The 23,962-nt window shown below is 64.5% G+C and carries 20 protein-coding genes; 4 read left to right on the top strand and 16 right to left on the bottom strand.

Annotation, left to right across the window (positions count from 1 at the left end):
• The first annotated feature begins 71 nt into the window (after positions 1 to 71).
• Positions 72 to 965, top strand: coding sequence for a DUF3800 domain-containing protein (locus GUY37_RS04880; RefSeq protein WP_166822911.1), 894 nt, complete (start codon positions 72 to 74; stop codon positions 963 to 965).
• A gap of 33 nt (positions 966 to 998) precedes the next feature.
• Here the strand turns inward: GUY37_RS04880 and GUY37_RS04875 are convergent, their stop codons facing one another.
• Complete coding sequence (locus GUY37_RS04875; RefSeq protein ID WP_166822908.1) at positions 999 to 1,319, bottom strand: winged helix-turn-helix transcriptional regulator; 321 nt, start codon at positions 1,317 to 1,319, stop codon at positions 999 to 1,001.
• Between GUY37_RS04875 and GUY37_RS04870 the strand changes: the two genes are divergently transcribed.
• Positions 1,306 to 1,821 (top strand): SRPBCC family protein, encoded by a 516-nt coding sequence (locus GUY37_RS04870; protein WP_166822905.1) that lies wholly within the window; start codon positions 1,306 to 1,308, stop codon positions 1,819 to 1,821. The genes GUY37_RS04875 and GUY37_RS04870 overlap by 14 nt on opposite strands.
• A 24-nt stretch (positions 1,822 to 1,845) precedes the next feature.
• Here GUY37_RS04870 and GUY37_RS04865 read toward each other — a convergent pair whose 3' ends face one another.
• The 10 genes from GUY37_RS04865 to GUY37_RS04820 form a co-directional block, all read right to left on the bottom strand.
• A complete protein-coding gene (locus GUY37_RS04865; RefSeq protein ID WP_166822902.1) occupies positions 1,846 to 3,057 on the bottom strand; it encodes a sugar ABC transporter permease in 1,212 nt (403 codons plus the stop codon).
• Positions 3,054 to 3,878 (bottom strand): ATP-binding cassette domain-containing protein, encoded by an 825-nt coding sequence (locus GUY37_RS04860; RefSeq protein WP_208094766.1) that lies wholly within the window; start codon positions 3,876 to 3,878, stop codon positions 3,054 to 3,056. The genes GUY37_RS04865 and GUY37_RS04860 overlap by 4 nt, the downstream gene beginning before the upstream one ends.
• A gap of 113 nt (positions 3,879 to 3,991) precedes the next feature.
• Positions 3,992 to 5,086, bottom strand: a complete 1,095-nt coding sequence (locus GUY37_RS04855; protein WP_166822899.1) for a sugar ABC transporter substrate-binding protein — start codon at positions 5,084 to 5,086, stop codon at positions 3,992 to 3,994.
• Between the two features lie 92 nt (positions 5,087 to 5,178).
• A complete protein-coding gene (locus GUY37_RS04850) occupies positions 5,179 to 6,276 on the bottom strand; it encodes a LacI family DNA-binding transcriptional regulator (RefSeq protein WP_166822896.1) in 1,098 nt (365 codons plus the stop codon).
• A gap of 200 nt (positions 6,277 to 6,476) precedes the next feature.
• The gene (locus tag GUY37_RS04845) at positions 6,477 to 9,038 is read right to left on the bottom strand and encodes a GNAT family N-acetyltransferase (RefSeq protein ID WP_166822893.1); all 2,562 of its coding nucleotides are present in this window, start codon (positions 9,036 to 9,038) and stop codon (positions 6,477 to 6,479) included.
• Positions 9,035 to 10,417, bottom strand: a complete 1,383-nt coding sequence (locus GUY37_RS04840) for a lysine N(6)-hydroxylase/L-ornithine N(5)-oxygenase family protein (RefSeq protein WP_166822890.1) — start codon at positions 10,415 to 10,417, stop codon at positions 9,035 to 9,037. The genes GUY37_RS04845 and GUY37_RS04840 overlap by 4 nt, the downstream gene beginning before the upstream one ends.
• Complete coding sequence (locus GUY37_RS04835; RefSeq protein WP_166829344.1) at positions 10,414 to 11,928, bottom strand: pyridoxal phosphate-dependent decarboxylase family protein; 1,515 nt, start codon at positions 11,926 to 11,928, stop codon at positions 10,414 to 10,416. Before GUY37_RS04835 ends, GUY37_RS04840 begins: the two co-directional genes overlap by 4 nt.
• Before the next feature lie 787 nt (positions 11,929 to 12,715).
• Complete coding sequence (guaB, locus tag GUY37_RS04830; protein WP_166822887.1) at positions 12,716 to 14,242, bottom strand: IMP dehydrogenase; 1,527 nt, start codon at positions 14,240 to 14,242, stop codon at positions 12,716 to 12,718.
• 157 nt (positions 14,243 to 14,399) lie between these two features.
• On the bottom strand, positions 14,400 to 15,062 hold the full coding sequence (locus GUY37_RS04825) for a GntR family transcriptional regulator (protein WP_166822884.1): 663 nt from the start codon (positions 15,060 to 15,062) through the stop codon (positions 14,400 to 14,402).
• A gap of 9 nt (positions 15,063 to 15,071) precedes the next feature.
• Positions 15,072 to 16,151, bottom strand: a complete 1,080-nt coding sequence (locus GUY37_RS04820; protein ID WP_166822882.1) for a pseudouridine synthase — start codon at positions 16,149 to 16,151, stop codon at positions 15,072 to 15,074.
• A gap of 225 nt (positions 16,152 to 16,376) precedes the next feature.
• Here GUY37_RS04820 and GUY37_RS04815 point away from each other — a divergent pair, with 225 nt between their 5' ends.
• Positions 16,377 to 16,829 carry a hypothetical protein gene (locus tag GUY37_RS04815; RefSeq protein WP_166822879.1) on the top strand — a complete coding sequence of 151 codons (453 nt, stop codon included), beginning with the start codon at positions 16,377 to 16,379 and terminating at the stop codon, positions 16,827 to 16,829.
• A gap of 350 nt (positions 16,830 to 17,179) precedes the next feature.
• Here GUY37_RS04815 and GUY37_RS04810 read toward each other — a convergent pair whose 3' ends face one another.
• Positions 17,180 to 18,958 carry an acyl-CoA dehydrogenase family protein gene (locus tag GUY37_RS04810; RefSeq protein WP_166822876.1) on the bottom strand — a complete coding sequence of 593 codons (1,779 nt, stop codon included), beginning with the start codon at positions 18,956 to 18,958 and terminating at the stop codon, positions 17,180 to 17,182.
• Positions 18,955 to 19,557 (bottom strand): TetR/AcrR family transcriptional regulator, encoded by a 603-nt coding sequence (locus GUY37_RS04805; RefSeq protein ID WP_166822873.1) that lies wholly within the window; start codon positions 19,555 to 19,557, stop codon positions 18,955 to 18,957. Before GUY37_RS04805 ends, GUY37_RS04810 begins: the two co-directional genes overlap by 4 nt.
• Before the next feature lie 135 nt (positions 19,558 to 19,692).
• On the opposite strand from GUY37_RS04805, the gene GUY37_RS04800 reads away from it, so the two are divergent.
• Positions 19,693 to 21,210 carry a class I adenylate-forming enzyme family protein gene (locus GUY37_RS04800; protein ID WP_166822870.1) on the top strand — a complete coding sequence of 506 codons (1,518 nt, stop codon included), beginning with the start codon at positions 19,693 to 19,695 and terminating at the stop codon, positions 21,208 to 21,210.
• Positions 21,211 to 21,356: 146 nt separating this feature from the next.
• On the opposite strand, the gene GUY37_RS04795 is transcribed toward GUY37_RS04800, so the two are convergent.
• The 3 genes from GUY37_RS04795 to GUY37_RS04785 form a co-directional block, all read right to left on the bottom strand.
• Entirely contained in the window at positions 21,357 to 21,737 is a 381-nt protein-coding gene (locus GUY37_RS04795; protein WP_166822867.1) for a DUF2255 family protein, read from the bottom strand.
• Positions 21,738 to 21,867: 130 nt separating this feature from the next.
• On the bottom strand, positions 21,868 to 22,782 hold the full coding sequence (locus GUY37_RS04790; protein ID WP_166822864.1) for an alpha/beta hydrolase: 915 nt from the start codon (positions 22,780 to 22,782) through the stop codon (positions 21,868 to 21,870).
• Between the two features lie 56 nt (positions 22,783 to 22,838).
• On the bottom strand, positions 22,839 to 23,777 hold the full coding sequence (locus GUY37_RS04785; RefSeq protein ID WP_166822861.1) for an alpha/beta hydrolase: 939 nt from the start codon (positions 23,775 to 23,777) through the stop codon (positions 22,839 to 22,841).
• Between the last annotated feature and the right edge of the window lie 185 nt (positions 23,778 to 23,962).

Here is a 23,962-nt window from a genome sequence, read left to right as displayed (position 1 = left end):
CGCAAACCCACGTCTCTGACGTGGGTTTCTGCGTTGGGTCTCATGTCAGAGCCGCTGGGTAGGGTTTGGCCATGTTGCTCGCCTATATCGATGAGATCGGTGAACCCGGCCCTTACGTCGCCAAGGACCACCCAAAATTCAACACCAATCCCGTCTTCGGCTACGCAGGTTTCGTCATTCCCGAAAGCTCGGCTCGGAGATTCGGACAGATCTTCACTTCAGAGAAGCGACGTGTCTTTGCCAGCGAACTTCGGGACGTAGAGAACCCGGGCCGCTGGGAACGCAAGGGATCAGATATCTTCACCCCAGACGCTTGGCGAAGCTACAGTGAACAGATCCGTGTCTTTCGCGGGCTGATCAACAGGCTCGCAGAACTAAGTGGACAAGTCTTCTACTATGCCGAACAGAAGGAAGTCGGCACCAGGAAGCAAGTGCGGCTCTCCGATGTGCAACGCGAAGGTTCAGCTATGCGAGAGTCGGTCAACCGCCTCTGTCGTCACGCTGACAACTGCGGCGAAAACTTGCTGATGCTGATGGACCAGATCAATGAGAAGCAGCGGGCCGAAAGAGCAGCCACGATTTACGCACACATATTCTCACGTGCCCAAGAATTTCGGGAAATGAATGCTGCTATTGAGCCGCCCATGCACATCGACAGTGCACTCAGCTCCAATATTCAGTTTGCCGATTGGATAGCAGCATCCGTCAGTCGTGCCATCGACTACCAACTCGAACGCGGATCAAAGTACGGCTGGATACCTCAGGCCCTCGGCAGTCACATGCATCATCGCATTACATACGAATCTAAGCTTCGCCTCTGGCAGAGTTCGCTGGGCGATCTGAACAACTTCGATGTCTTCAAAGCCGAAAGACCTTATCTGGATCGACTGAGCGCTGGTTCTATGAGCCCAGAAGATCTCGCAAAACTACAAAAGATCAAGCACGCGTCCGTCAGACGAAACTAGCCCAAGCTCAGTTTTGAAGTCCGATGCGATGCCTTACTTCCGCCGGTGCGCCCATTTCTCGTCGGGCATTCCCGGCCCCTTGGAGACCGTGACGATGTCAGGCTGCTGACCACAGGAGTCACAGCGTGTCGAGCTGTGCACTTCACCTGCGCAGTCATTGTGCCGGTAGATGATCGGCCTCCCGTTCGGCGCCTCCCAGCGATCGCCCCAGTCGGTGAACGCGATGAGTACGCCTTTCAGGTCATGCCCTTTATCGGTGAGCAGATACTCGACTCCGGAAGGACTTGGTTGCCGAGTCATGACTCCGGCCTCGACGAAGCCATCGAGCCGTTTGGTGAGGATGTTGGTCGCCACTCCCAAACCCACTCATCCTCCCGACACCAAGCCATCATCGGACTTCACCTTCAACTATGAGGTGACGCAATCACCACAAGCCGTCTTCGATGCGGTAACGAATGTGCGCGGCTGGTGGTCGCAGCGCATCGACGGGGCGACCGACCGCCTCGGCGAGTTCGTCTATACGGTTCCGCAGATCCACACGACCCGCGCCGAGGTCACCGAGTTGGTTCCCTCGGAACGGGTCGTGTGGAGAATCCTGGACAATCAGTTCGGAACCTCGCCGGACGACGTCGATGAGTGGGCGGGGACGAGCGTGCGTTTCGAGATCGAACCCACGGACTCTGGTACTCGACTGTCCTTCACCCACGAGGGCCTGACCCCGGCGCTGGCCTGCTATGACGGCTGCGCGCGAGGGTGGACACGCCATGCCCACGACAGCTTGCACCAGCTCATCACCACAGGAGTGGGCAACCCGATCACTCCAGTCGTCGAAGCCGAACTGATCTCCGAGCGCTGAGCCGCAGACCGCCCGCCTCCTGCACTACCCCCGCCCGACGTACCTCTGGCCGCGACGGCTGAGCGCGTCGATGACGACGGCGGCGAGCAGAACGACCGCGGTGATGATCTGCTGCGCATCGGAGTTGAAGCCGATGAGGGACAGCCCGTTCTTGATCGCGCCGACGACCAGGGCACCGAGAACAGCGGCCCAGGCAGAACCTCGACCGCCGAAGAGCGAGGTGCCGCCGATGACGGCCGCCGCGATCGCATCGAGGAGATCCTGGGTGCCCACCAAGGTCGATCCCGCGTTCGTCGTCACCCCTGTCTTGATGAATCCGAAGAGTGCGGCGAGCACTCCGGCGGCCATGAACACGCTGATCCGCACCCACGTCACGCGGATGCCGGCGCGCCGGGCTGCCTCGACCTTGCCGCCGACGGCGTAGATCGAACGACCGTAGCGGGTCTTGCGCAGAACGAGGTCAATGACGATCGCGATGACGAGCATGAGGAAGAACGGCATCGCCAGGCCGAAGTCCTGATTGACGAGGATGAGGAACCCGAACACGATGATCGTCAGCACTGCGATCCGCACGATCACCGAGGTCCAGCTGGGCGCGTCGAGTCCTTCGTTATGTCGTCGCGTCTTCGAATAGACGATGCCCGCACCGAAGCCGACGACCGCGATCGCGCCGAACGCATACGCCCAGACAGCCGGGAAGTAGAAGCTCGAGAATTCGAAGGCGAAAGTATCCGCCATCGACAGGTTCTTCTGCGTGCCCAACGTTGTCAGCGTCAGGCCGGTGTAGGCAAGCAACCCGGCCAAGGTCACGACGAACGCCGGTATTCCAACTACGGCGAAGAACCAGCCCTGGATTGCGCCGACGACAAGACCGAGCAGCAGCATGATGATCAAAGCCATCACCGGCGGCACGCCCTGTCTGACCACGAGCACACCGAGAAGCGAGGCCGCCAATCCGCCCAACTGCGCCAAGGACAGATCGATCTCGCCGAGGAGCAGGATGAGGTTGATGCCCAGAGCGAGGATCGCGATGTAGGCAACCGTTGTCGATAGATTGACGAGGTTTGCCGGTGAGATGAATTTGCTGTTTGCCGATTGGAACACGATGACGATGACGACGAGCGCGAGGATCACCGGCAACGAGCCGAGCTGGCCCTCTCGCACACGACGGATGAAGGTGGCCAAGAAACCCTCATGAGAGATTCTCTCGTCCGTGATGAAGGAATTCCGGGTCATCGGCGCTCTCCCCTTCGTGTCGCCCTTTGGGTCACGACATTGTCACTGGCTCCGGTGATCGCGGCCACGAGCACATCGGTGCGCTCATCACCGGCGAAGTCGCCGACGTCCTTGCCCAGCCGCAACACGTGGACACGATCGGCGACAGCCTGCACATCGGCCATGTTGTGGCTGACGAGCAGCACTCCCAGATCACGTTCTTTCAGCCTCTCGATGAGGTTGAGCACCTCGGCCGTCTGAGCCACGCCGAGGGCGGCCGTCGGCTCATCGAGCATGACCAGAGACGGTTCACCGAGGAGGGATCGAGCTATCGCGACCGTCTGGCGTTGGCCGCCGGACAGGGCCGCAATCGGTACGCGGACGCTCGGGATCTTCGCCGACAGGCTCCGCAGCAGCTCCCAGGATTTCGCTTCCATGGCCACCTCGTCGAGCACGCCGCTGCGGGTCTTCTCATGCCCGAGGAACAGGTTGGCCACGACGTCGAGGTTCTCGCACAGTGCCAGATCCTGGAAGACGGTGGCGACTCCGGCTTTCTGCGCATCCTTCGGGGAGGAGAACTTCTGTGCTGTGCCGTTCATGATGAGTTCGCCCTCATCCGCTGTATGAACTCCGGCGATGACCTTGATGAGCGTCGACTTGCCGGCGCCGTTGTCACCGACGAGGCCGACGACTTCGCCGCGACCAATTGTGAGATGGATGTCGGTCAGAGCCTGAACGGCTCCGAATCGCTTGTTGATTCCGCGCATCTCGAGCACGGGTTCGCTGCCGTGTCCCGGTGGTCGCGATGTTGCGGGGCCCGGTTCGGGTGTCTCAGATGTCATCTGTTCCTACTTGTCACGATTGTCGGCCCGGCCTGCCGGCGACCTTGTCACGGTCGCCGACAGGTGGGCTGTCTTTGCGCGCCTGCGTCTCCGCAGAAGTGCATCACACAAGGTCATTTGACGCCGGCGTCCTCACAGAGCTTCTCCACCTTGCTGGTGCAGATGTCGGAGGCCTTGATCTGGTCGCCGACGATGTCCTTGATGTTGTCCTTCGTGACGACCTTGGCCTCGACGAAATCCGTCGGAGTGTCCTTGTAGGTCGTTCCTGCCTCCGGCTTCTCTCCTCCGGCCAGCGCGACAGCGGCCTTGGCGGCGAATTCGGCCTGCGGCGGGATCGACTTGTAGATCGTGGCGTACTGGTCACCCTTGAGGATGTTCTGCAGACCATCGACCTCGGCGTCCTGGCCCGTCACGACGGGGTCGACCTTGGCTCTCTTCGTCGCGGCGATGACGCCACCAGCGGTTCCGTCGTTGGCCGCGTAGATCGCGATGGGCTTCTCGTCGGCGCTCTGCAGCTGACCTTCGACCCACTGGCGGGCATCGTCGGGGTTCCAATCGAGGGTGTCGTGGCTGCCGGCGATGTCGACGCCCGCGTCCTTGAGCGTCTCCTCGGCTCCGGCCTTGAAGTCCGCGGCGTTGGGGTCCTTCGGGTCGCCGTTGACCATCCACACAGGGCCCGACTTCAGATCGGTGCCGGCAGCCTTGAGCCCGTCGAGGACAGCCTGGCCCTGCAAGTTGCCGATCTTCTTATTGTCGAAAGAGGTGTAGTAGTCCGCGCCTTCGAAGAAGCGGTCGTAGGAAATGACCGGGATCTTCTTCGCTTTCGCCTTCGACAACGCCGAGGACACAGCAGAGGCATCGACGGGGTCGAGGACGATGGCGTCGACGCCCTCTGTCACGGCTGCCTCAACCTGTTGCTGCTGCTGAGTCGCATCTTGGTTGGCGTTGCGGTATTCGACCTTCGCGTCCGGGTTGGCCTCTTTGAGGTACTTCTCGAAGTTCGGCTTGTCGAGCGACTCGTAGCGGGTGGTCTTCGACTCGGGCAGAAGCAGCGCGATGGTGACGTCGCCGTCGCCCCCGGATCCGCTGTCAGCTTGATCATTGCCTTGGCCTTTCTGGTTGCCGCAGCCGCTGAGCGCGAGAGCTCCGATAGCGACCGAGGCACCGAGGAGCGCCAGCTTCTTGTGGGACTTAAGGTTGTGCCTCATTGTGAACCTTTCAATCTTTCTGACAACGTTGTCAGGCTGATGAATATGATTCGCTGAACGTCGCCTGCTGTCAACTGTTTCGGCAAAAGTTTTCAGCGGGCGTCCGGAGGCTCCTCACCGCTGCCACGAGCGATGACGCACAGCGCATTGTCGAAATCCGGTTCGCTTTCACCGCCACGGCCAGTCCCCGTCGTCTCCTCACGGGTCGGACCATCCCGCTCGCCGAGGCGGTCCCCACCGACCTCGGGACCGCCGGATTCCGCGCCGGCCTGCAGTCGTCGGACCGCGTCGGCGGCGAGGGATTCGACGTTGCGATCGACGACGGTGACGTCGAGGAGTTCGGCGGTGGGGAAGTCATCGATGCCCACCAATGCCGGCCATTCGCCGAGGCGGCGGCAGGCATCGATGGCGCCCTGGGTCACGGTGGACGAGAGGGTGATGAGGGCGCCGGGGGCGCTGCGGGATCCGAGCCAGGCGGCGACGACGTTCTTCGCGCTGGCTTCGTCGTGGGCGTCTTCGCGCATATAGGCGCGCCAGCCGACGCCGCGACGGCTGGCGACGGCGTCCTGGACCCCCTGCAGTCGGCGGGTGGTGATGAGGCTGGGCGAACGGTCGCCGATGACGCCGAGTGCCACATGTCCGTGGGCGAGCAGCTGTTCGGCGGCGAGGCGTCCCGCTTCACGGTCATCACCTGCGACGGTGCTGGTTCCTGGGCCCGCGACCGCGGGGTCGAGGGAGACGACTCGGGTGCCCGGCGCCGAGGCGGCTCGCGCGTAGGTCTCGGCCGCCTCGGGATGGGTCCGGATGACGATGATCCCGGTGAGATCATTGGCGAGGCATTCGTCGAGGAAGGCTTCCTCACGGTCCGGGTCGTCACCGACCACGGTCACTACCGGGCGCAGGTCGAGGGCTGCGAGTTCGGCTTCCACGGCGGCGAAGGCGCGGGCTTGGAAGGCATCCCCGGCGTCGGAGAGGACCACTCCGATATAGGGTGAGCGGCCGCCGGCCCGCAATCGTCTGGCGGTGGGATTGAGGCGGAATCCGAGTTCGTCGGCAGCGGTTTCGACCTTCTCGGCGGTCGAGGCGGCGACGTGCTTTTCGCCGTTGAGGACGCGGGAGGCGGTCTTGATGCTCACTCCGGCGCGTGCAGCGACCGTGGCCAGGGTCGGCCGATCGTTCTGCTTCGCCATGACCACACCTTTGAGTCTGAGAACCGGTTCGCACTGCTGCACGGTCCCGCGCAGACAACCGTTGGAATGATACTAACCGCTGGGTGTGAGGGACGAACGCAGTCGCCGAGGTGGGGCACCCTTCCGGAGCCCCACCTCGGCGAATCGTGTGCTCTTTCGTGTCGGTTCGTGACCGCCCAGGTTGGCTGCGAGAGCGCGCCTCAGCGGGCCACGGGGTTGGGCAGGGTGCCCGCGTAGAGCAGTGATTCGGCTTGGTTGCCGATGTCGACCATCTGCTTCGTGTTCTTCAGCTGCAGTCGATTGAGGCACGAATGGGCGAAGTGTTCGGCACGCAGGTCGACGTCACCGCTGACTCCATGAGCAGTGTCCGGGTGCTCTGTCTCGTAGTCGTCGAGGGTCTCGGCGACGATCGCCCAGAACCGGTCGGCCGGCAGCAGTCCGTCAGCATCGAGGATGCCCGACAGGTGGCGCAGGACCCCGTCGAACATGTCGGTGAAGACCGACAGCGCCTTCTCATCACCAGGCACGAGTGCGCGGATGCGTTCGACGTCGGTGGGCAGTTCACGGTGGCCGAGCACGGCGACTTCCTCACCGATGTCCTTCATGAAAGCACCGGTCACGACATGCTCGTCGAGGACGAGGATGAGATTCTCCCCGTGCGGCATGAACACGAGATCGTGGGCGAGCAGCGCATGGACGAGCGGTTTCAGGTAGGCCCGCAGATAGCTGCGCAGCCACGCCGCCGCACTCAGCCCCGATGCGCTGATGAGCTCACCGGCCAACGACACACCCTGATGATCCCGGTGCAGCAGGGCCGCCATCGTGATGAGTCTCTGACCTGAGGCGATCTGCTCGACGGGGTTCTCCCGCCAGAGGGCGGCGAGCATCTTCCGGTGCGGGTTCGTGTCCTTCGTCCGGTGGTAGACGTCGCCGGTGTAGCCGAGAGCGGCGCGCTCCCTCAGGACCCGGAATCCGGCGTTCGCAAAGGTGTCATCGGAGGCGATGAGGTTCGCGACCCAGTCGTTGATGGCAGGGGTGTCGCGCATGTACTTCGGCGACAGCCCGCGCAGGAAGCCCATGTTCTGCACGGCGAGAGCGACCTTGACGTACGGTCCGGTCCGCGCATGGTTGAAGAACGTGCGCAGGGACTGCTGTGCCTGGTGCTTATCGAGCCCCTCCCCGAGCGGCAGCAGATCACCGCGGGCGATGTCGGCGGCGAAGGTGATCGCCAGTCGATGGTCGGCCTGCCAGGGGTGGATCGGCATGAGGTGGAAGTCCGCCGGGTCCTGGCCTGCCGCCCGGATCCGGGAGCCGAAGAGGCCCCGTTCGGCTTCGCTGAGCGCCTCACCGAGGTGGCTCTCCTCGTCGAGTCCGGCGCCCAAGGACAGATGACTGAGTTCACGCCTCACCGCCACCCATTCGATGCGACGCCGCTCACCGTTCTCCGGCGCCCACTTACGGAAGTCGTCGAGTCCGAACCCGATGCGTCCGTTGTTCGCGAGGAACCCGGGGTGGCCCTCTGTCATGGCCGCCTCAATGGTCTGGAAATCCGCCTGGACGAGAGCCCGCGAGTCGGGCCGGCGCCCTGCCCGAGCGTCCTCGAGTTTGTACGCGGCCCCGGCCAGAGTCGAGGCAAGCTCCTCGAGGTAGGTCGAGATGAGATCCTCCGGGATGGAGATTTCGTCCTGGAGTTCGACGACGAGTTCCTGCGCGTCGAGGGCGAGTTCGGCTTCGCCGTTCCACCGGGTGATGCTGGCTTCGTTGATGACCCAGTGCTCGAGCGGCAGCACACTAGCGGTGAAGGTGTACCGGCTGGCACCGTCGATGCTCAGTTCCCATTGGTCGGCCTCGACCGGCACCGGGGTGATGAGCCGTTCGTGGGCGAATTCGGACAGAGCCTTGGCGACGAGGTGGCGCTGCACGACGGCGAACGCATCGGCGTTGAGATGGGAATACGGTGCTGGTGGCACTGCGGCGTCCCGGCCTCGACGTGATTCTGTGAACCTCTGATCATCATGCGATTCCTCGGCCTCGCCCACGAGCGACGCCCGTCGGCCCGCGGCCACAAACGGAGCCAGCGCGCTGGCCTCGAAATCGGCGCGGGTGCACACGCTCACGAGCGCCCGCTTCTCGACCTCGCCCATCATGATGGTCGCCTCGGTGATGGGGGTGAAACCGGCGGCCCGGTTCTTCTCGATGATCGCATCGTTTCGGGCATCGGGTTCGACGACGACGCGCTTGGCTCCACGTCCGACCTGGTCAGCAGGCTTGAGGCAGAAGTCGATGACGGCGGCCATGATGCGGTCGGTGAGGCCGTGCACGGACGGCCCGGCCGGCGGTGCCACGAGCAGGTGCATCCCGATATCATCGGGTCCGGTGGTTAGGACGTTCTGCGGGATGAGGCTGTCCGGAGTGTAGGTCTCGACGTAGAAGCACGCATCTCCGTCGACCGAGCCGAGCCAACCGGAATCGTCCGCGGAGTCCCGGATTCCCTCAAGATAGGTCCGGACTTCATCCTCGTTGAGGTCGGTCATCATCCAATAGTGCGCGCGAGGGTGCGTGAGCCATTCGTGGATCCGGACGGCATCACGGTCGACATCGAGAGGGCGGATGCTCACCCTCGCCGAAGCGGCCGTGAGCTTCACGTCCGAGCTGAGACCCGTGTTCGCCTCGGTTGTGTTCGTATCATCCGCGCCGGCTGTCGGGGCGGTTCCGTCCGCCTCGGTGGTTGCGTTCGGGTCGGTGATCAGTTCAGTAGTCATGCGTGTGACATCTCCTTGGAGTCGTCGAAGGCAAAGGCGGCATCGGGCACGGCATCGGATTCGTCGGCCGGCACCCCGAAGGTCTGAAAGGCGATGGTCCGTTCGATCGGATAGGGTTCCCGACCGGTCACCGCCGCCAGCACCACCGAGGCTCGCCACGGGCCGAAGCCCAGGTCAGGAGCGGTGACGCCGTGCGTATGCTCTTCGCCATTGAGGACGTGGATGGTGCCCTCGTCGTTGATCGTGTAGTGACGGCTGACGTCGAGGCGGCCGCGAGAATCCAGGTGTACCTCTCCCCCGAGCGGCTCCAGGAAGTCCGGCACCTGCGACTTGTATCCGGTGGCCGCGACCACGGAACCGGACCGCCTGGTGAAGGTCTTGTCCAGGGCCGTATGGCGGAAGCCGAGCAGGTATTCGCCACTGATCGGGTCGATCTGGGCGGTCTCGAGTTCGACCTCGGAGATGAGGTTCGTCAACAGCTGCCGCCCGCCCCGGCTCAGCCGGTAGAGAGTGTCGTGGATGTCGTCGACGAGGTCGGCCGAGATGCCCTTGTACAGAGTGCGCTGCTCACGACCGACACGTTCGCGCAGCTCATCGGGCAGGGCACGGAAGTGGTCGGTGTACTCCGGTGACGTCATCTCGAGGGTGAGCTTCGTGTATTCCATCGGGAAGAACCGTGGCGACCGGGTCACCCAGTCCAGGCGCACGCCGCGGTCTTCGGCGTCGTCGATGAGGTCGCGGTAGATCTCAGCGGCGGACTGGCCGCTGCCGACGATCGTGATCGCCCCGGAATCGAGCAGCGCTTCCCGATTCTCGAGGTAGTCGGCGGTGTGGATGAGAGGCCCGGCCCCTCGCCCGAGTCCCTGCAGAGCAGGTGGCAGCACCGGCTGAGTGCCCACGCCGAGGACGAGATGCCTGGCACGGTAGGTTTCGGTCGCCACGACCGAACCAGAGTCGTCGGCCACCTCGGCGAGGGCGGTGTACACACCGTCCTCCCTGGTCACGGACACGACGCGGCGGTTCCAGCGCAGCGAATCCAGCTGGGCGGCGACCCACCGGCAGTATTCGTCGAATTCGGCGCGCAGCGGGTAGAAGGATTCGCGGATGTAGAAGGGGTAGAGACGTCGGCGTTCCTTGAGGAAGTTGAGGAACGAATACGGCGAGGTCGGGTCGGCCATGGTGACGAGATCGGCGAGGAACGGCACCTGGATGGTCGAGCCCTCGAGCATCATCCCCGGATGCCAGCGGAATTCGGGCCGCTGGTCGAGGAACACCGCGTCGACGTCGTCGAGCGGGCCCGACAGTGCGGCCAGGCCGAGTCCGAAGGGACCGATTCCGACGCCGAGGATGTCGTGGATGTGCGTGGGCTCTGCGCTCATGCTGCGCCTCCTTCTGTCACGGCGCCCTCGAGATCCCGACCGGCGAGGATGCCGTGTCCGGTGGCGCGGACGAGGTCGAGGACGGCGGTGACGTCGTCGACGCTGGTATCGGGGTTGAGCAGGGTGAGTTTGAGCCACGGTCTGCCGTCGATGACGGTGCGGGCGATGGCGGCGCGGCCGGAGCGGAACAGGACGCGGCGGATGAGCGGGACGAGCTCGTCGCAGGTGGCCCGGTCCGCGGTCGCCGGAGTGAATCGGAAGAGCACCGTGGACAGATCCGAGGCTCCGAGCACCTCGAAATCCGCCTGCCCCTCGAGCAGTGCCCGGACGTCGGTCGCGAGGTCGCAGACGGTGTCGAGCATCGTCCCGATCTCGCCCGCACCACGAGCACGCAGAGTCGTCCAGAGCTTGAGCGCATCGAAGCGGCGGGTGGTCTGCAGCGATTTGTCGACCTGGTTCGGTTCGGCGTCGGCTTCGAGCGCTTCGGCTTCGGGGTTGAGGTAGTCATGGTGGTGGATCGTCGGCGCGAACAGGTTCGCGTCCCTGATCAGCAGGGCCGACGAGGACACCGGCTGGAAGAACGTCTTATGGAAATCGATAGTCACCGAGGTGGCCCTCCCGATCCCGTCGAGCAGGTGGGCACGAGCCGGGGCCCAGAGCAGACCACCGCCGTATGCGGCGTCGACGTGCAGCCACACGTTCGCGGCTTCGCAGACCCCGGCGATGGTCTCGAGCGGGTCGATGACGCCGAGGTCGGTGGTTCCGGCGGTCGCGACGACGGCCATGGGGATCGCGTCGTGAGCGTCGATCGACAGCAGGCTCGCGTTGAGCGCTTCGGCGTCCATGCGACCGGAGGCGTCGGTCGGCACGGTGACGACCGCCTCGGCGTCGAGACCGAGGAGGAATGCCGCGCGGGACACGGAGAAATGGGCCTGGTCGGTGGCGAGGATCCGCAGCCGGGACAGCTGGTCACGGCGGGTGGGCCGGTCGGACGGGGCGGAGGGGCCGCCCCGGCGAGGTTCGGCATCATCGGACTCGCCGCGGTCGGACTCGTCGGCATGATCGGCCAGCCCGGCGAGGACGTTTTCGCGGGCGAGGAACAGCGCCTGGAGATTCGATTGGGTGCCCCCGGAGGTGAAGATTCCGTCGCCGCCGGCGAAGCCGAGGTGGCCGCAGGTCCAGTCGACGAGGCGGCGTTCCATGAGGGTGGCGACCTCGGACTGGTCGTAGGTGTCGACCGAGGTGTTGATGGCCGCGAGCATCGCTTCGGCGGCGACGGCGGGCACGGCGACGGGGCAGTTGAGGTGGGCGACGTAGCTGGGGTGGTGGAACCACACGGCGTTGTCGGCGCAGAGGTCGTCGACTTCGCGCAGGGCTTCGGCGTTGCCGACTCCGGCGGTGTCGAGGTCGACGGCATCGACGGCGGCCTGGAGTCCGGAGCGATCCTTCGCCGAGGATGCCCGCTCAGCCGTGCGGAAACGTTGGCCGAGTGCGTCGACGACGCTGTGCATGAGGGCCGAGTAATCGTCTGCGCTGTGGGCGCCGAGGAGCGCGTCGGTGTGGGTGCTGTATGGCGAGACGACGTGAGTGCCGTGTGGTGCGTCGGCGTGAGCGCCATGATCGGCGTCGCTGCTGGTGGGGTCAGCGCTGTTCGTCTCGGATGGTGCGCTCGGGGCGGGGTCCGAGTGGGGAGTTTCGGGGGTCTGAAGGGGTGCTGAGGTGGGTGTCGCTTCGGTGTCGTAGAGCAGAGAAGTCGTCACTGTGAGGTTTCCTCCTTCGATGATGCGTACCGCGAAGCGCGGCGCGCATTAGGGAAACCTACCCTAACTAGCCACGTTTCCGAAGGGGCTCTGACGTGGTTCGATGACTACGGAAGTAGACCTCCTACCGGGGTCGATGCCGTCGTTCCCAGCGCTCACAGGGCAAGGCGACCGTTCTCACTACGGGTGCATCGCGCGGAAAATCAGCGGGTGGCCTTCGTCACATCAGGGCGTGTCATCCAACATCGTGAGACAGCAGGTGCCCGCAGATTGCCGATTCTCTGGTCGATCCGTGGCGATTCTGTCCGCTCAAACGTAGGTCACGTTCGGATACTTCCATCGCCGGAAAGTATCCGATAGTGACCTATTCTCCGCCGCACAGCCGCACAGCCGCACAGCCGCACAGCCGCGCACCCGCACTCGCGGGCCGGCACTCGCGGGCTCAAGCCAGCGTCCCAAGAACCCACATGCAAAAAGCCGCAGCCCCCGCGAAAAAGCAGGTACTGCGGCTTCTCACCGACCAGAGAGGCGCCCTACGTCACTTCACGACGTAGTTCGGGGCCTCGACGGTCATCTGGATATCGTGCGGGTGGCTTTCCTTCAGGCCCGCAGTGGTCAGGCGGACGAACTTGCCCTTGGCCTTGAGGTCGTCGATGGTGCGCGCGCCGACGTAGAACATCGTCTGGCGCAGACCGCCGGTGAGCTGGTGGGCGACCTGTTTGAGGTGCCCGCGGTAGGCGACTCGGCCTTCGATGCCCTCGGGGATGAGGTCGGTGTCGGTGGCGATATCGGCCTGGAAGTAGCGGTCCTTCGAATACGACTTGCCCTTTCGTGGGGCCATCGCGCCCAGCGAGCCCATGCCGCGGTAGGCCTTGTACTGCTTGCCGTTGACGAAGATGAGTTCGCCTGGCGACTCGTTGCAGCCGGCCAGCAGGGAACCGAGCATGACGGTGTCCGCACCGGCGACCAGGGCCTTGCCGATGTCACCGGAGTACTGGAGTCCGCCATCGGCGATGACCGGGACTCCGGCGGCGCGAGCGGCCTGAGCGGCGAGGTGGACGGCTGTGACCTGCGGGACGCCGACGCCGGCGACGACACGGGTGGTGCAGATCGATCCGGGTCCCACGCCGACCTTGACGGCATCGACCCCGGCATCGACGAGCGCCTGCGCGCCTTCCTTCGTGGCGACGTTTCCGCCGATGATCTGCACGGCGGAGAACGCCGGGTCGGACTTGATCTTCCTGATCATGTCGGTGACTCCGCGGGCGTGGCCGTTCGCGGTGTCGACGACGAGGACGTCGGCGCCCGCCTCGGCGAGCATTCCGGCACGCTCGTAGGCGTCACCGTAGAATCCGACGGCGGCACCGACGCGCAGACGACCTTCGTCGTCCTTGGTGGCCAGAGGATACTCCTCGGTCTTGACGAAGTCCTTGACGGTGATGAGGCCCTGGATGACATTGTTGTCGTCGACCAAGGGCAGCTTCTCGACCTTGTGCTCGGCCAGCAGTTCGAAGGCCTTTTCGGCGGCCACGCCGACGGGGGCGGTGACCAGCGGCATCTTCGTCATGGTCTCAGCGACGGTGCGAGTGGGGAATTCGCTGCGGGTGACGAAGCGCAGGTCACGGTTGGTCACGATGCCGACGAGCATATTGTTCTCGTCGACGACGGGCAGTCCGGAGATGCGGTACTTGCCGCAGATCTCGTCGAGCTCTTCCAGCGTCTTGTCCGCGGTGATCGTCAGCGGGTCGTTGATCATGCCCGATTCGGAGCGCTTGACGTAGTCGACCTGTTTCGCCTGATCCTCGGCGGAGAGGTTGCGGTGGATGATGCCGAGGCCGCCGATGCGGGCCATGGCGATCGCCATCCGGGACTCGGTCACGGTGTCCATAGCCGCGGAGACGAGCGGGATGTTGAGCTCGATCTCCTTGGTCAGCCGGGAGGCCGTGGAGGCTTCGGAAGGGATGACATCGGTGTCGCCTGGCAGGAGGAGGACATCGTCATACGTGAGACCCGTCAGCGAGAACGGATCGTTTGCGGCCTGTGATTCCTGCTCAGGGTTTCCCATGAAGACAGCCTTTCGACGCGAAGATACGGTGGCTCAATGGTATCGGAGCGCGACAGTCGACCGCTATGGGTTCAAGTACCGACCACTGTGAGACTGGCTACACAGGAAACGCTGTCTTCACGGCGCTGAAACCGAGACTTCCATGCACCGAAGCGCTTCAGCGCCCCTCCCCCACGGACCGTGCGAGGTCGAGCGTCGAGGCTTCGGAATCGTCGAGGTGGATGCGCAGCAGACCCTCGGCCCCCTGCCGGTCCCCGGATTTCATCTTCTCGAGGATGTCCCGGTGCGGATTGGCCCAGTGTGAGTGGTATTTGCCGGGTTCGGGCGAGCGCGAGAACGTCGTCGAAAGCCGGGCCATGAGGTTGAGGTAGAACTCGTCGAGCAGCGGTGAGCCGAGCAGGCCGACGATCGCCCGGTGGAACGATGCCGAGTGTTCCTGCGCATCGGCCCAGGTTTCGTTCTTCGGTGCCGTTTCGGCCCGGATCACGGAGGCTTCGACGGCGGCCATCGCCTCGTCGGTGGCGTCTTGTGATTCCTGGACGGCGCGGATCTCGAAGACCCGGCGGGCGCGGTAGAGGTCCTTGAGTTCGTCGATGCCGAAGGTGGAGACGAAGAAGCCCCGGTTGGGTTCCTGGGTGAGCAGCCCGGCGTGGCGCAGCAGACTCAGCGATTCGCGGGCGGTGTTGCGCGAAACGTTGAATTCCTTGGCCAAGGCACCATCGCGGACCGGGCTTCCTGCCGGGTATTCACCGTCGGTGATGCGGGTGCGGACAAGGGCGACGATGGCCTCTGAGGTGCATCCGGGGGCGTGTGGGCTCATAACACCAGGCTACCGGGTTTCGCCTGATTCGGAGCTGACCGCGGCAGGATCGAGCTCGAGTCCGCTCTCGAACCGCCGCCTCAGCCCCGTGAGCGGATCATCGAATGCGATCTCCGCAGCCAACAGCTGCAGCGGTGATGTGAAGTCGTAGGGATCCGGGGCGAGGTCGACCGGATAGACCGGATCGCCGAGGATGGGCAGCCCGAGCGCGTTCATGTGCACCCGCAGCTGGTGCGTCTTTCCCGTGACCGGTTCGAGTTCGTATTCGGCAACCGCTCGCCGAGGCGGTGCTCCGCTTCCGTCCCCCGCCCATTCGGACGGGGCACCGTCAGCTCCACCTCGCCGAGGCAGTCCCGCAGTATCCGTGCCACCGCCCGCCGGGTCGAGGTGCGGTGAGGTGATGGTCCGAAGCAGCCGGATCCGGCTGATCGCGTTCGCCTCCCCTGCGACTTCCAGCACCTGGCGACCGCCGGCGGGTTTGACCAAGCGCGATTCCCGGATGAGCGGAGACTCCATGTCTGCCGGCGGGGTCGGCGCCAGGGCGCGGTAAGTCTTGCTGACCCGACGGTCCTGGAACAGACGCTGGTAGCGGCCGCGTGTCTCGGGCCGTTTCGACAGAACGAGCAGGCCGGCGGTGATCCGGTCGAGGCGGTGGATGGCGACGAGGTCGGGCTGGTCGAGGTCGACGCGCAGACGGGTGACGACGCATTCGCGGACGAATCGCCCGTTCGGGGTGCTGGCCAGGAAATGAGGTTTGTCGACGATGAGCAGATCGTCATCCTCGAACACGATGCCGACGTCGAACGGGATCCGCTCTTCGGGTGGGACGGGGCGGTGGAAGAAGTAGAAGCCGCCGGGGATGACCGGATCGTCCCAGGTCACCGGTCGGCCCGCCTCGTCGCGCATGTCCCCATCGGTCAGCAGCGCCCGTCGGGACTCGGGTGCCGCCTCGGGGAATTCGGATTCGAGCCACTCCCCGACCGAGTCGGGAACGGGCAGGTGGTTCTTCGCGTGGGTGGCCTTGCCGCCGGGGGCGCGCAGCGCGGTCGCGGAGATTCCTTCTCGAGGCGGGAGCGGACTGCGGGGCATGGGGTCAAGTCTATGCGGTGCCTTCGTCATCGCGGTCGGCCGCGCATCGGCGCTGAACCTCCGTCATCGCGGTCGGCCGCGCACCGGTGTGGAACCGCACGACGTCGGCCTCGCACCGGCGCGGAACCGCACGACCTCTGCCGCATACCGCAGATCGACAGCGTTTCCCGCAAAACTCCGAGACGCCTTCGAAATCCCGACGTATCAGCACCTATGGTGGGAGACATGGACCGCACCGAGCTCACGCAGGACTTCCTCTGCGAGAAAGTCGTCACGCCGATCGTTCTCGCGATGTTCGCCGATTATGAGTGGGACAGCATAGCGATGCTCCACGACTCCGATGACGAGCGCCGCACCATCGCGAGGATCGTCGTCGCCGGAGAAGCCGTCGAAGTCCTCCTCGATTTCCCCGGCAGCGAAGAGAGCCTCTATGACATGCAGGAGCGGCTCGTCGACGAGTTCAGGACCTTCATCGACAGATCCGAATTCGGTGCGCGTCGCACCACGGACTGGGAGGCCGATACGTTCAATGCCGAACGCACACCGGCCGCGGTCACCCGCACTCCCCGACCGGACTTCGTCGGACCGTCCGAGTGCACAAAACGTCGCCTGCGCAATCGCGGTCGGGTCATGCGCGTCGACCGTCGCCGGTGCGTCTCCGCTCATCGTCGCGGCTGAGGTCTCAGTTGTTCCAGCTGAGGTCTCAGTTGTTCTGAGAATGACCGCCGCTTTGCGCGGAAACGCCCGTCGGTCCATCCCACACGCTTATCTGACACAGTCCCGACACACTTCTCGGACATCGGCTGAGTCTTTTCTGCGGTCCACCGGCGGCGAAGGCTGTTTTGGTCGTGGTTTCTCTGGAATCTTCACGTTCTTCAGTGACCATTTCAGAAGAAGGTGTACCGATTCGCCGGAGCCTGCCGTTGCAATCACGTCTCTGCGACCGCGCCCTCATCGACGTGCGGCAGTGCTTCCCAGCTCACACTGTGCCCGATACTTCGTGGCCGGCACCGTCGCGGCAGCGCCCCTCACGCCCGTTCGACGAGGAAGTCGATGTCGACTCCGTCGGGAAGCGCTCCGTATTCGCGACCCCTGTCGGCACCGAGGCGGGCCGCCGCGAAGCTTGATGCCACCTCGACGGGAGCGGATTCGAAGAGGATCGCAGCCTGCATGAGCAGCGCCATCTTCTCCACGAGGACTCGGCCTCTCGCCTGCAGCGCTGCCTGCGCGACCGCATCTCCGCTGTCGAGGCCCTGCACCGCGTCCTGGAGGGCCCGCGCCAGGGACTCATAGGCCGCGTCGAAGTCCGCATGCCGGCCCAGTCCGGTCTCGAGGAAGCCGAGGAAGGTCTTCGCGCTCCGCGGTTCGCGAGCCAGGGCACGCAGCACGTCGAGGACGATGACGTTGCCGGAGCCTTCCCACACCGCCATCACCGGCTGCTCCCGGTAGCGGCGGGCCAGCGGGAACGCCTCGGTGTAGCCGTTGCCGCCGAGGCATTCGAGTGCCTCGTACGCGTGTTCGGGGCCGCGTTTGCAGATCCAGTACTTGGCGACGGCTGTCGCCAGGCGGCGGAAATCGGCCGCCTCGGCGCTGTCGTCGTCGTATGCGGCAGCCAGGTGCAGGGCCGTATAGGTGGCCGCTTCGGTTTCGAGCTCGAGGTCGGCGATGACGGCACGCATCAGCGGTTGGTCGATGAGCGTGGACCCGAAGGCCGCGCGTCCACGGGCGTGCCAGGTCGCCTCGGCGACGCATTGGCGCATGCCCGCAGCCGATCCGAGGACGCAGTCGAGCCGGGTCTGGGCCACCATCTCGATGATCGTGCGCACTCCCTTGCCCGCCTGCCCGAGCAGCCACCCGTGCGTGGCGTCGAACTCGACCTCCGAGGAGGCGTTGGACTTGTTCCCGAGCTTGTCCTTGAGCCGTTGGATCCGGAACGTATTCCGTTCTCCACCAGGTAGAACACGGGGCACGACGAAGCAACTCGGGCCCTCATCGAGTTGGGCGATGACGAGGAACGCGTCGGACTGCGGGGCCGAGCAGAACCATTTGTGGCCGGTGATGAGAAAGTGGTCTCCGGACGGGACCGCGCAGGTGGTGTTTGCGCGGATGTCCGATCCGCCCTGCTTCTCCGTCATCGCCATGCCGAAGGTCACGGCGGTCTTCCTCGCCGGGTCGATCCGTCGCGGATCGTAGCCGGCGGCGGTGGCGCGCGGCACCCAGAAATCGGCGAGCGCGGAATCGGCTCGCAGAGACGGCACGACCGCGTGCGTCATCGACACCGGGCAGGCGTGGCCGGGTTCGATCTGGGAGAAGAGCATGAATCGCACGGCCCGTTCGACGTTGCCCCCCGGTCCGGGGTGCGTCCATGCATAGGAGTGCGCTTCCGCGCCGAGCGCATCGCCGATGATCCGGTGGTAGGCCGGGTGGAATTCGATCTCGTCGATGCGGTTGCCCCAGTCGTCGTGGGTGCGCAGCTCCGGTCCATGGACGTTGGCCAGCCGGGCATCGTTGATGAAGTCCGCGCTGCCGACGAGCGCTCCGATCCGTTCGAGTTCGTCGTGGGAGGCTCCCGGACCGTAGTGGGCCAGCGCATCTGTCAGCGCCGTATTCAGCGTGAACTCGTTGATATCTCGCCGAGGCGGCGCTTGGTTGAACACCGAATGCGTCGTCCGCGGTGTAGTCGGGTCGTGCGCAGAGTCCGCGGAGCGTGTGGCCCCAGGGCCTGCGGAACGTGTGGCCCCAGGGCCTGCGGAACGTGTGGCCGCAGGGTCTGCGGTCGTTGACGCGGTGTCGGGCGTCGTGGTCATGGTTCTCCTAATGCGGATCGGGTGAACGTGGTCAGTGCGCCGATGAGAGTCTCGATCTCTGCGGCGCTCGGATTCGGGGTGGTCGGGTCGAGGATGTCGACGAGGTTCTCTCCGACGCATCCGACGATCGACCTGGCGGCCACCTCGGCGGGGATCTGCATGTCACCCACCCGGTCCAGGGCTGCACCGATGGCGGCGACATACTCGCGGCGCAGCCGCAGGCGTTCGCTCTGAACCGGCTCGGGAACCTCTTCGAGCAGCAGGGCGTGGGCGAGCCGGCGGCCGGCGACGGCGCGGCGGACGAAGACCTCGACAGTCGATTCCGCGATCGCGGCGGCAGTCGCTGCGTCGGCGACGGTATCGGCGATGATGTCCAGCTCGTGACCGGCGGCCTGGGCGAAGACCAACCGCAGCAGCTCATCACGGTTGCTGAAGTACGTGTAGATCGACCCAGCGCTGCAGTCGGCCTCAACGGCGACCGCGGCCACGCTCGCCGAGGCGAATCCCCCGCGGGCGATGACATGACGGGCGGCGCGTTCGATGCCGGCTCGGCGGGCTTCGGCATTGGCTCGGGTGCGCTGTGTTGCGCGATACGCCATTGTCACCCCTTCGGTCGCAGCGGCACGACACTGTCGACTTCATCGACCCTGTCGCCTGTCCAGGAAGTCACTTCCCCAAAGAAATGAATCGTGGTTCAATTGTTCTCAGTATGACACTCGTCACAAGGAGAAGCAATGAAGCTTGGAACCATGCTCGACACCACTGTCCTGCGCGTCCCGGACAAAGAGGCCGTGGTCTATGAGGACCAGCGCTTCACCTACGCCGAGCTGCGCCGCCGGGCACTCAAGGCCGCCCAGGTTCTCGCCGACAACGGAATCCGGCCCGGTGACGCCGTGGGCATCATGACTTTCAATGTTCCGGGTTTCGTCTTCGCAGCATTCGGCGCGTGGTACCTCGGCGCGACCGTCGTGCCGGTCAATCACAAGTTCCAAGCCCCGGAGGTCAAGTACACGATCGAGCATTCGGGAGCGAAGCTCGGCATCGTCAGCACCGAACTCGCCGAGATCGCGCGGGCCGGGGCGCCGGACATCACCTGGCTGGAGACCGAACCCGATACATCCGCCAGCTTCGATGTCCAGCTCGATGCCGCCGAGGAAGCCGAACCCAGCGACTTCACCGATGAGCAGGTCGCGCAGATCCTCTACACCTCGGGCACGACGAGCTCGCCGAAGGGATGCGTGCATTCGCATCGCAACATCTTCCAAGTCGGTACGCTCATCAATCTCAACATGGGCTACCAGAGCGACGACCGGTACCTCATCTGCATGCCGATCTGGCATTCGGCGCCGCTGAACATCGCGCTCATCCCGACCATCCAGATGGGTGGGACCGTCGTCCTCCAGCGGTCGTACCACCCGGTGGAATCGATGACGATCATCGCCGAGGAGCAGATCACGACGTTCTTCGGTCCCACCGTCGCCTATGTCGCGCCGATCATGACCGCGAAGAAGCTCGGACTCGACTTCGCCGACTATGACTTCTCGTCCATCCGCCGGTGGAACTACGGCGGTGCCCCGATCGACCGGTCGACGGCGTCCATGCTCATCGACGCCTACGGCACGAATCAGTTCTTCAACCTCTTCGGCATGTCCGAGATGGGTCCGACCGGATGCCTGCTCGGGCCTGAGGACCAGCTGCGCAAGGCCGGGTCCATCGGTCGGCATGCGATGGTCGGCAATGCCATGCGCGTGGTCAGTGCCGACGGCACCGAGGCGGGCCCCGGCGAGACCGGTGAGATCTGGTTCGCAGGTGACACCCGGATGCGCGAATACCTCGGCAACCCCACCGCCACCGAGGCGGCTTTCGAAGGCGAGTGGTACAGGACCGGTGATCTCGCGCGGCTCGACGAGGAGGGATACCTCTATATCGTCGACCGTTCGAAGGATGTCATCATCGTCGGCGGGGAGAACGTGTATTCCCTCGAGGTCGAGGAGGCCGTCATCAGCCACGAGCGGGTCGCCGATGTCGCGGTCGTGGCGAAGCCGGATCCGCAGTGGGGCGAACAGGTCGTCGCCTTCATCACGACCACCGATGGTGAGGATTTAGACGTCGAAGAGCTGCGCGACTTCCTGGCCGACAAGCTCGCTCGCTACAAGCTCCCGCGCGAGACCTTCACCATCGACGAGCTGCCGCGAAACCCTTCAGGCAAGCTGCTCAAACACAAGCTGCGCCGCGAGGTGGCCGCCGGCTGAGAGCTGAGGACATCGATTTCCACTTCGATGCCAGCGGAGAGCGCACCGGCAACTTCGAAGAAGACGTAGTGCCCGTAACCGTAGGTCAGTGCCCCCGAGGGCCCGCATCAGGGTCTCCGGGGGCACGATCCGTTTTCGGTGGTTCGTCAGCTTTCGGGGACGACTTCGAGGGTGTTGCGGCGCACCGGCTCGGTCGACATCGTCACTGAGTACTTGCTGTCGGCATACTTCTTCAGGAACGAATCGTCGACGGCCTGATTCGTCTCCTCGTCGTCGGAATCGACCGGCACGAACCGCACTGCCTTCTCGACGCCTCCCGCCGAGATCTGACCGCGACCGGTCTCCAGGGCAGGGCCGTACCACTTACCCTGTGTGCCATTGAAGGAGCGGATGAAGATCCGATCTCCCACCGGCACCGACCAGATGTCGACGGTCTTCGGTGTCGTACCGTCCGGCAGGGTCGCCCCGACGGTGAAATAGGTCTCTGTGTTGATACGGTTCAGTTCGTCTTCGGTCCATGCAGCCATTGTGTCGGCCATCCTTTCTATTGGAGGGATCCGCCGTCCCACACCCTTGGCGCGTGACGGTGGCTTGTTCTGTGATTCAGGATCTGAGCCCTCAGATCTCAGAGTCCTTCAGATTCGGAACCCTTCGGGTTCAGAGTTTGTCGGTGAAGAATGGTCCGAGCTTGCTCACGGCCTCGGCGACTTCCTTCTCGCCGTCGTAGAGTTCCATGTGATTCGCACCCTCGACGACGTGGAACGTCTTGTCGGTGCTGGCAGCACGCTCGAACAGGTCATCACTCATCCACTTCGACCCGGCCTCGCTCCCTGCGATGACCAGCAGCGGCTGAGTGAGGAATGCCTCGGCCTTGTGGAACGCATCGTAGGCGATGATCTGCGAGAGGCTCCGCGTGGTCATGTAGCCAGGAGCGTTCGGGTGCTCGCAGCGCGGGGTGTGGTAGTACTCCCATGCCTGGCGGAGCTCCTCGTTCGGAGCGTCCTCTTCCTTCATCGGTGCAAGCGGGAACGGGTCGGCTTGCCCCTGGGCATCGGCGGTACGGGCGTCCGAACCCATCTTCAGCACCGGGAAGGCCTCAGCATCGGCAACATCGTTGGTCCATCCGTTGCGGAACATCTGACCGATGTTGACCAGGCTGGCCGTGCCCACGGCTTTGATCCGCGGATCGTCGATCGCGGCATTGGCGGAGTAGCCAGCACCTGCGCAGATGCCCATCGCACCGATCCGCTCGTTGTCGACGTAGTCAAGGGTGGTCAGGTAGTCGACGACGGAGGACACATCCTCGGTGCGGATGTGCGGGTTCTCCAGCTGGCGCGGCTCACCCGTGCTGGCGCCCTGGAACGACGCATCGTAGGCGACGGTGACGAAGCCGTACTCCGCCAGCTTGCCCGCGTAGAGTCCGGCGGTCTGCTCCTTGACTCCGCCGCCCGGATGGGAGACGACGATCGCCGGGTACTGCTTGGAGGAGTCGAAGTCCGGTGGGAAGTTGACCACGGCGGCCAGGGTGGTGCCGTAGCCGTTGAGGGTTGTGATATCGATGTTCTCGCTCATAATCTTCTCCTGAGGTCGATCTGCGTTGTGGTCTTGTGTCTCGGTAGGCGCAGCAGTCACAGGTGCGAGCCGAAGAATGCGGTCGCGGCTTCGATGGCCTTGTCTGTGGGCTCGGGATGGTCGTAGAGGTCGTAGTGGGAGGTGTCCGGCAGAACAAGAAGCTGTTTGTCCTTCGACGCTGCGCGGCCGTAGATCTCCTGACCATCGCGGTACGCCCCGAACCCGCCGGGCTTTTCACCGATGACGACGAGCAACGGCTGGGTGAGCAGCTGCTCGGCATCGAAGAACGCATCCCAGCCGACCGCTGCCGAACGCCGCGAGAACGCAGCACTTGTGGCACCGCCGGGTGCCTGACCGCGGTCAGTCTTGTAGTAGTCGGTGGCCTCGAGCATGTCGATGTCGTCGACGCCTGCCTGCTTTCCTGCCTCGACGGATTCGGGCAGGTAGTCATCGACACGTGCCTTCTCACCGCGGGCCTCGGCGGTGCGCTGCGCAGCCATCTGCTCCAAAGCAGCGATCGGGTCGTACTGGCTGAATGCCTCACGGCTGAGCCGGCCGAAGTTCACCCCGGTGATGGAGGTGACGGCCTTGATGCGGCGATCGGTCATGGTCGCGCTGATGACATACCCGCCACCGCCGCACACTCCGATTCCTCCGATCCGGTCGGCATCGACGTAGGGAAGTGTGACGAGGTGATCGATCGCCACCTTGATGTCTTCGACGCGCTGCGCGGGATCCTCGACGAGTCGCGGCTGTCCACCACTCTCTCCCTGGTAGCTGGCGTCAAAGGCCAGCACCACATATCCGGCCTCGGCCTGAGCCTTCGCGTACACATTCCCGGCCGTCTGCTCCTTGCAGCTGCCGATGGGATGCACGGCGACAATCGCCGGATACGACCCGTCCGGGTCGAATCCCTTGGGTCGGTGAATGACGCCTGCCAGGTCCCAGGCCATGCCCGGAGAACGAAAGCTCACGCGCTCTGTTCCTTCAGTCATCGACTCCTCCTCACTCGGTCGTGGTCTTGTTCGTCGAGAGATCGGATCGGTCTCCGTTCCCTTCGACACCATCCATACTTCTCCGGTCTGCCGGTTCGCGGTAGGTTCTGTCAGAACCCCCTTCGCCCATCGGGCACAGACCCTTCTCTCATCGGGCGCCGCCCGCTCGGAGGTTCTCAGAGAAC

This window comes from Brevibacterium limosum (assembly GCF_011617705.1).
GTDB lineage: Bacteria > Actinomycetota > Actinomycetes > Actinomycetales > Brevibacteriaceae > Brevibacterium > Brevibacterium limosum.
The sequence above is the reverse complement of the archived record's forward strand: the minus strand, read 5'-3'. Positions and strand labels throughout refer to the sequence as shown.

Excerpts from the sequence above, each read along its gene's own strand:
- GUY37_RS04880 (WP_166822911.1), top strand. The coding sequence starts at position 72 with ATGTTGCTCGCCTATATCGATGAGATCGGTGAACCCGGCCCTTACGTC.
- GUY37_RS04870 (WP_166822905.1), top strand. The coding sequence starts at position 1,306 with ATGTTGGTCGCCACTCCCAAACCCACTCATCCTCCCGACACCAAGCCA.
- GUY37_RS04865 (WP_166822902.1), bottom strand. The coding sequence starts at position 3,057 with ATGACCCGGAATTCCTTCATCACGGACGAGAGAATCTCTCATGAGGGT.
- GUY37_RS04860 (WP_208094766.1), bottom strand. The coding sequence starts at position 3,878 with ATGACATCTGAGACACCCGAACCGGGCCCCGCAACATCGCGACCACCG.
- GUY37_RS04855 (WP_166822899.1), bottom strand. The coding sequence starts at position 5,086 with ATGAGGCACAACCTTAAGTCCCACAAGAAGCTGGCGCTCCTCGGTGCC.
- GUY37_RS04850 (WP_166822896.1), bottom strand. The coding sequence starts at position 6,276 with ATGGCGAAGCAGAACGATCGGCCGACCCTGGCCACGGTCGCTGCACGC.
- GUY37_RS04845 (WP_166822893.1), bottom strand. The coding sequence starts at position 9,038 with ATGACTACTGAACTGATCACCGACCCGAACGCAACCACCGAGGCGGAC.
- GUY37_RS04840 (WP_166822890.1), bottom strand. The coding sequence starts at position 10,417 with ATGAGCGCAGAGCCCACGCACATCCACGACATCCTCGGCGTCGGAATC.
- GUY37_RS04835 (WP_166829344.1), bottom strand. The coding sequence starts at position 11,928 with ATGCACAGCGTCGTCGACGCACTCGGCCAACGTTTCCGCACGGCTGAG.
- guaB (WP_166822887.1), bottom strand. The coding sequence starts at position 14,242 with ATGGGAAACCCTGAGCAGGAATCACAGGCCGCAAACGATCCGTTCTCG.
- GUY37_RS04825 (WP_166822884.1), bottom strand. The coding sequence starts at position 15,062 with ATGAGCCCACACGCCCCCGGATGCACCTCAGAGGCCATCGTCGCCCTT.
- GUY37_RS04820 (WP_166822882.1), bottom strand. The coding sequence starts at position 16,151 with ATGCCCCGCAGTCCGCTCCCGCCTCGAGAAGGAATCTCCGCGACCGCG.
- GUY37_RS04815 (WP_166822879.1), top strand. The coding sequence starts at position 16,377 with ATGGACCGCACCGAGCTCACGCAGGACTTCCTCTGCGAGAAAGTCGTC.
- GUY37_RS04810 (WP_166822876.1), bottom strand. The coding sequence starts at position 18,958 with ATGACCACGACGCCCGACACCGCGTCAACGACCGCAGACCCTGCGGCC.
- GUY37_RS04805 (WP_166822873.1), bottom strand. The coding sequence starts at position 19,557 with ATGGCGTATCGCGCAACACAGCGCACCCGAGCCAATGCCGAAGCCCGC.
- GUY37_RS04800 (WP_166822870.1), top strand. The coding sequence starts at position 19,693 with ATGAAGCTTGGAACCATGCTCGACACCACTGTCCTGCGCGTCCCGGAC.
- GUY37_RS04795 (WP_166822867.1), bottom strand. The coding sequence starts at position 21,737 with ATGGCTGCATGGACCGAAGACGAACTGAACCGTATCAACACAGAGACC.
- GUY37_RS04790 (WP_166822864.1), bottom strand. The coding sequence starts at position 22,782 with ATGAGCGAGAACATCGATATCACAACCCTCAACGGCTACGGCACCACC.
- GUY37_RS04785 (WP_166822861.1), bottom strand. The coding sequence starts at position 23,777 with ATGACTGAAGGAACAGAGCGCGTGAGCTTTCGTTCTCCGGGCATGGCC.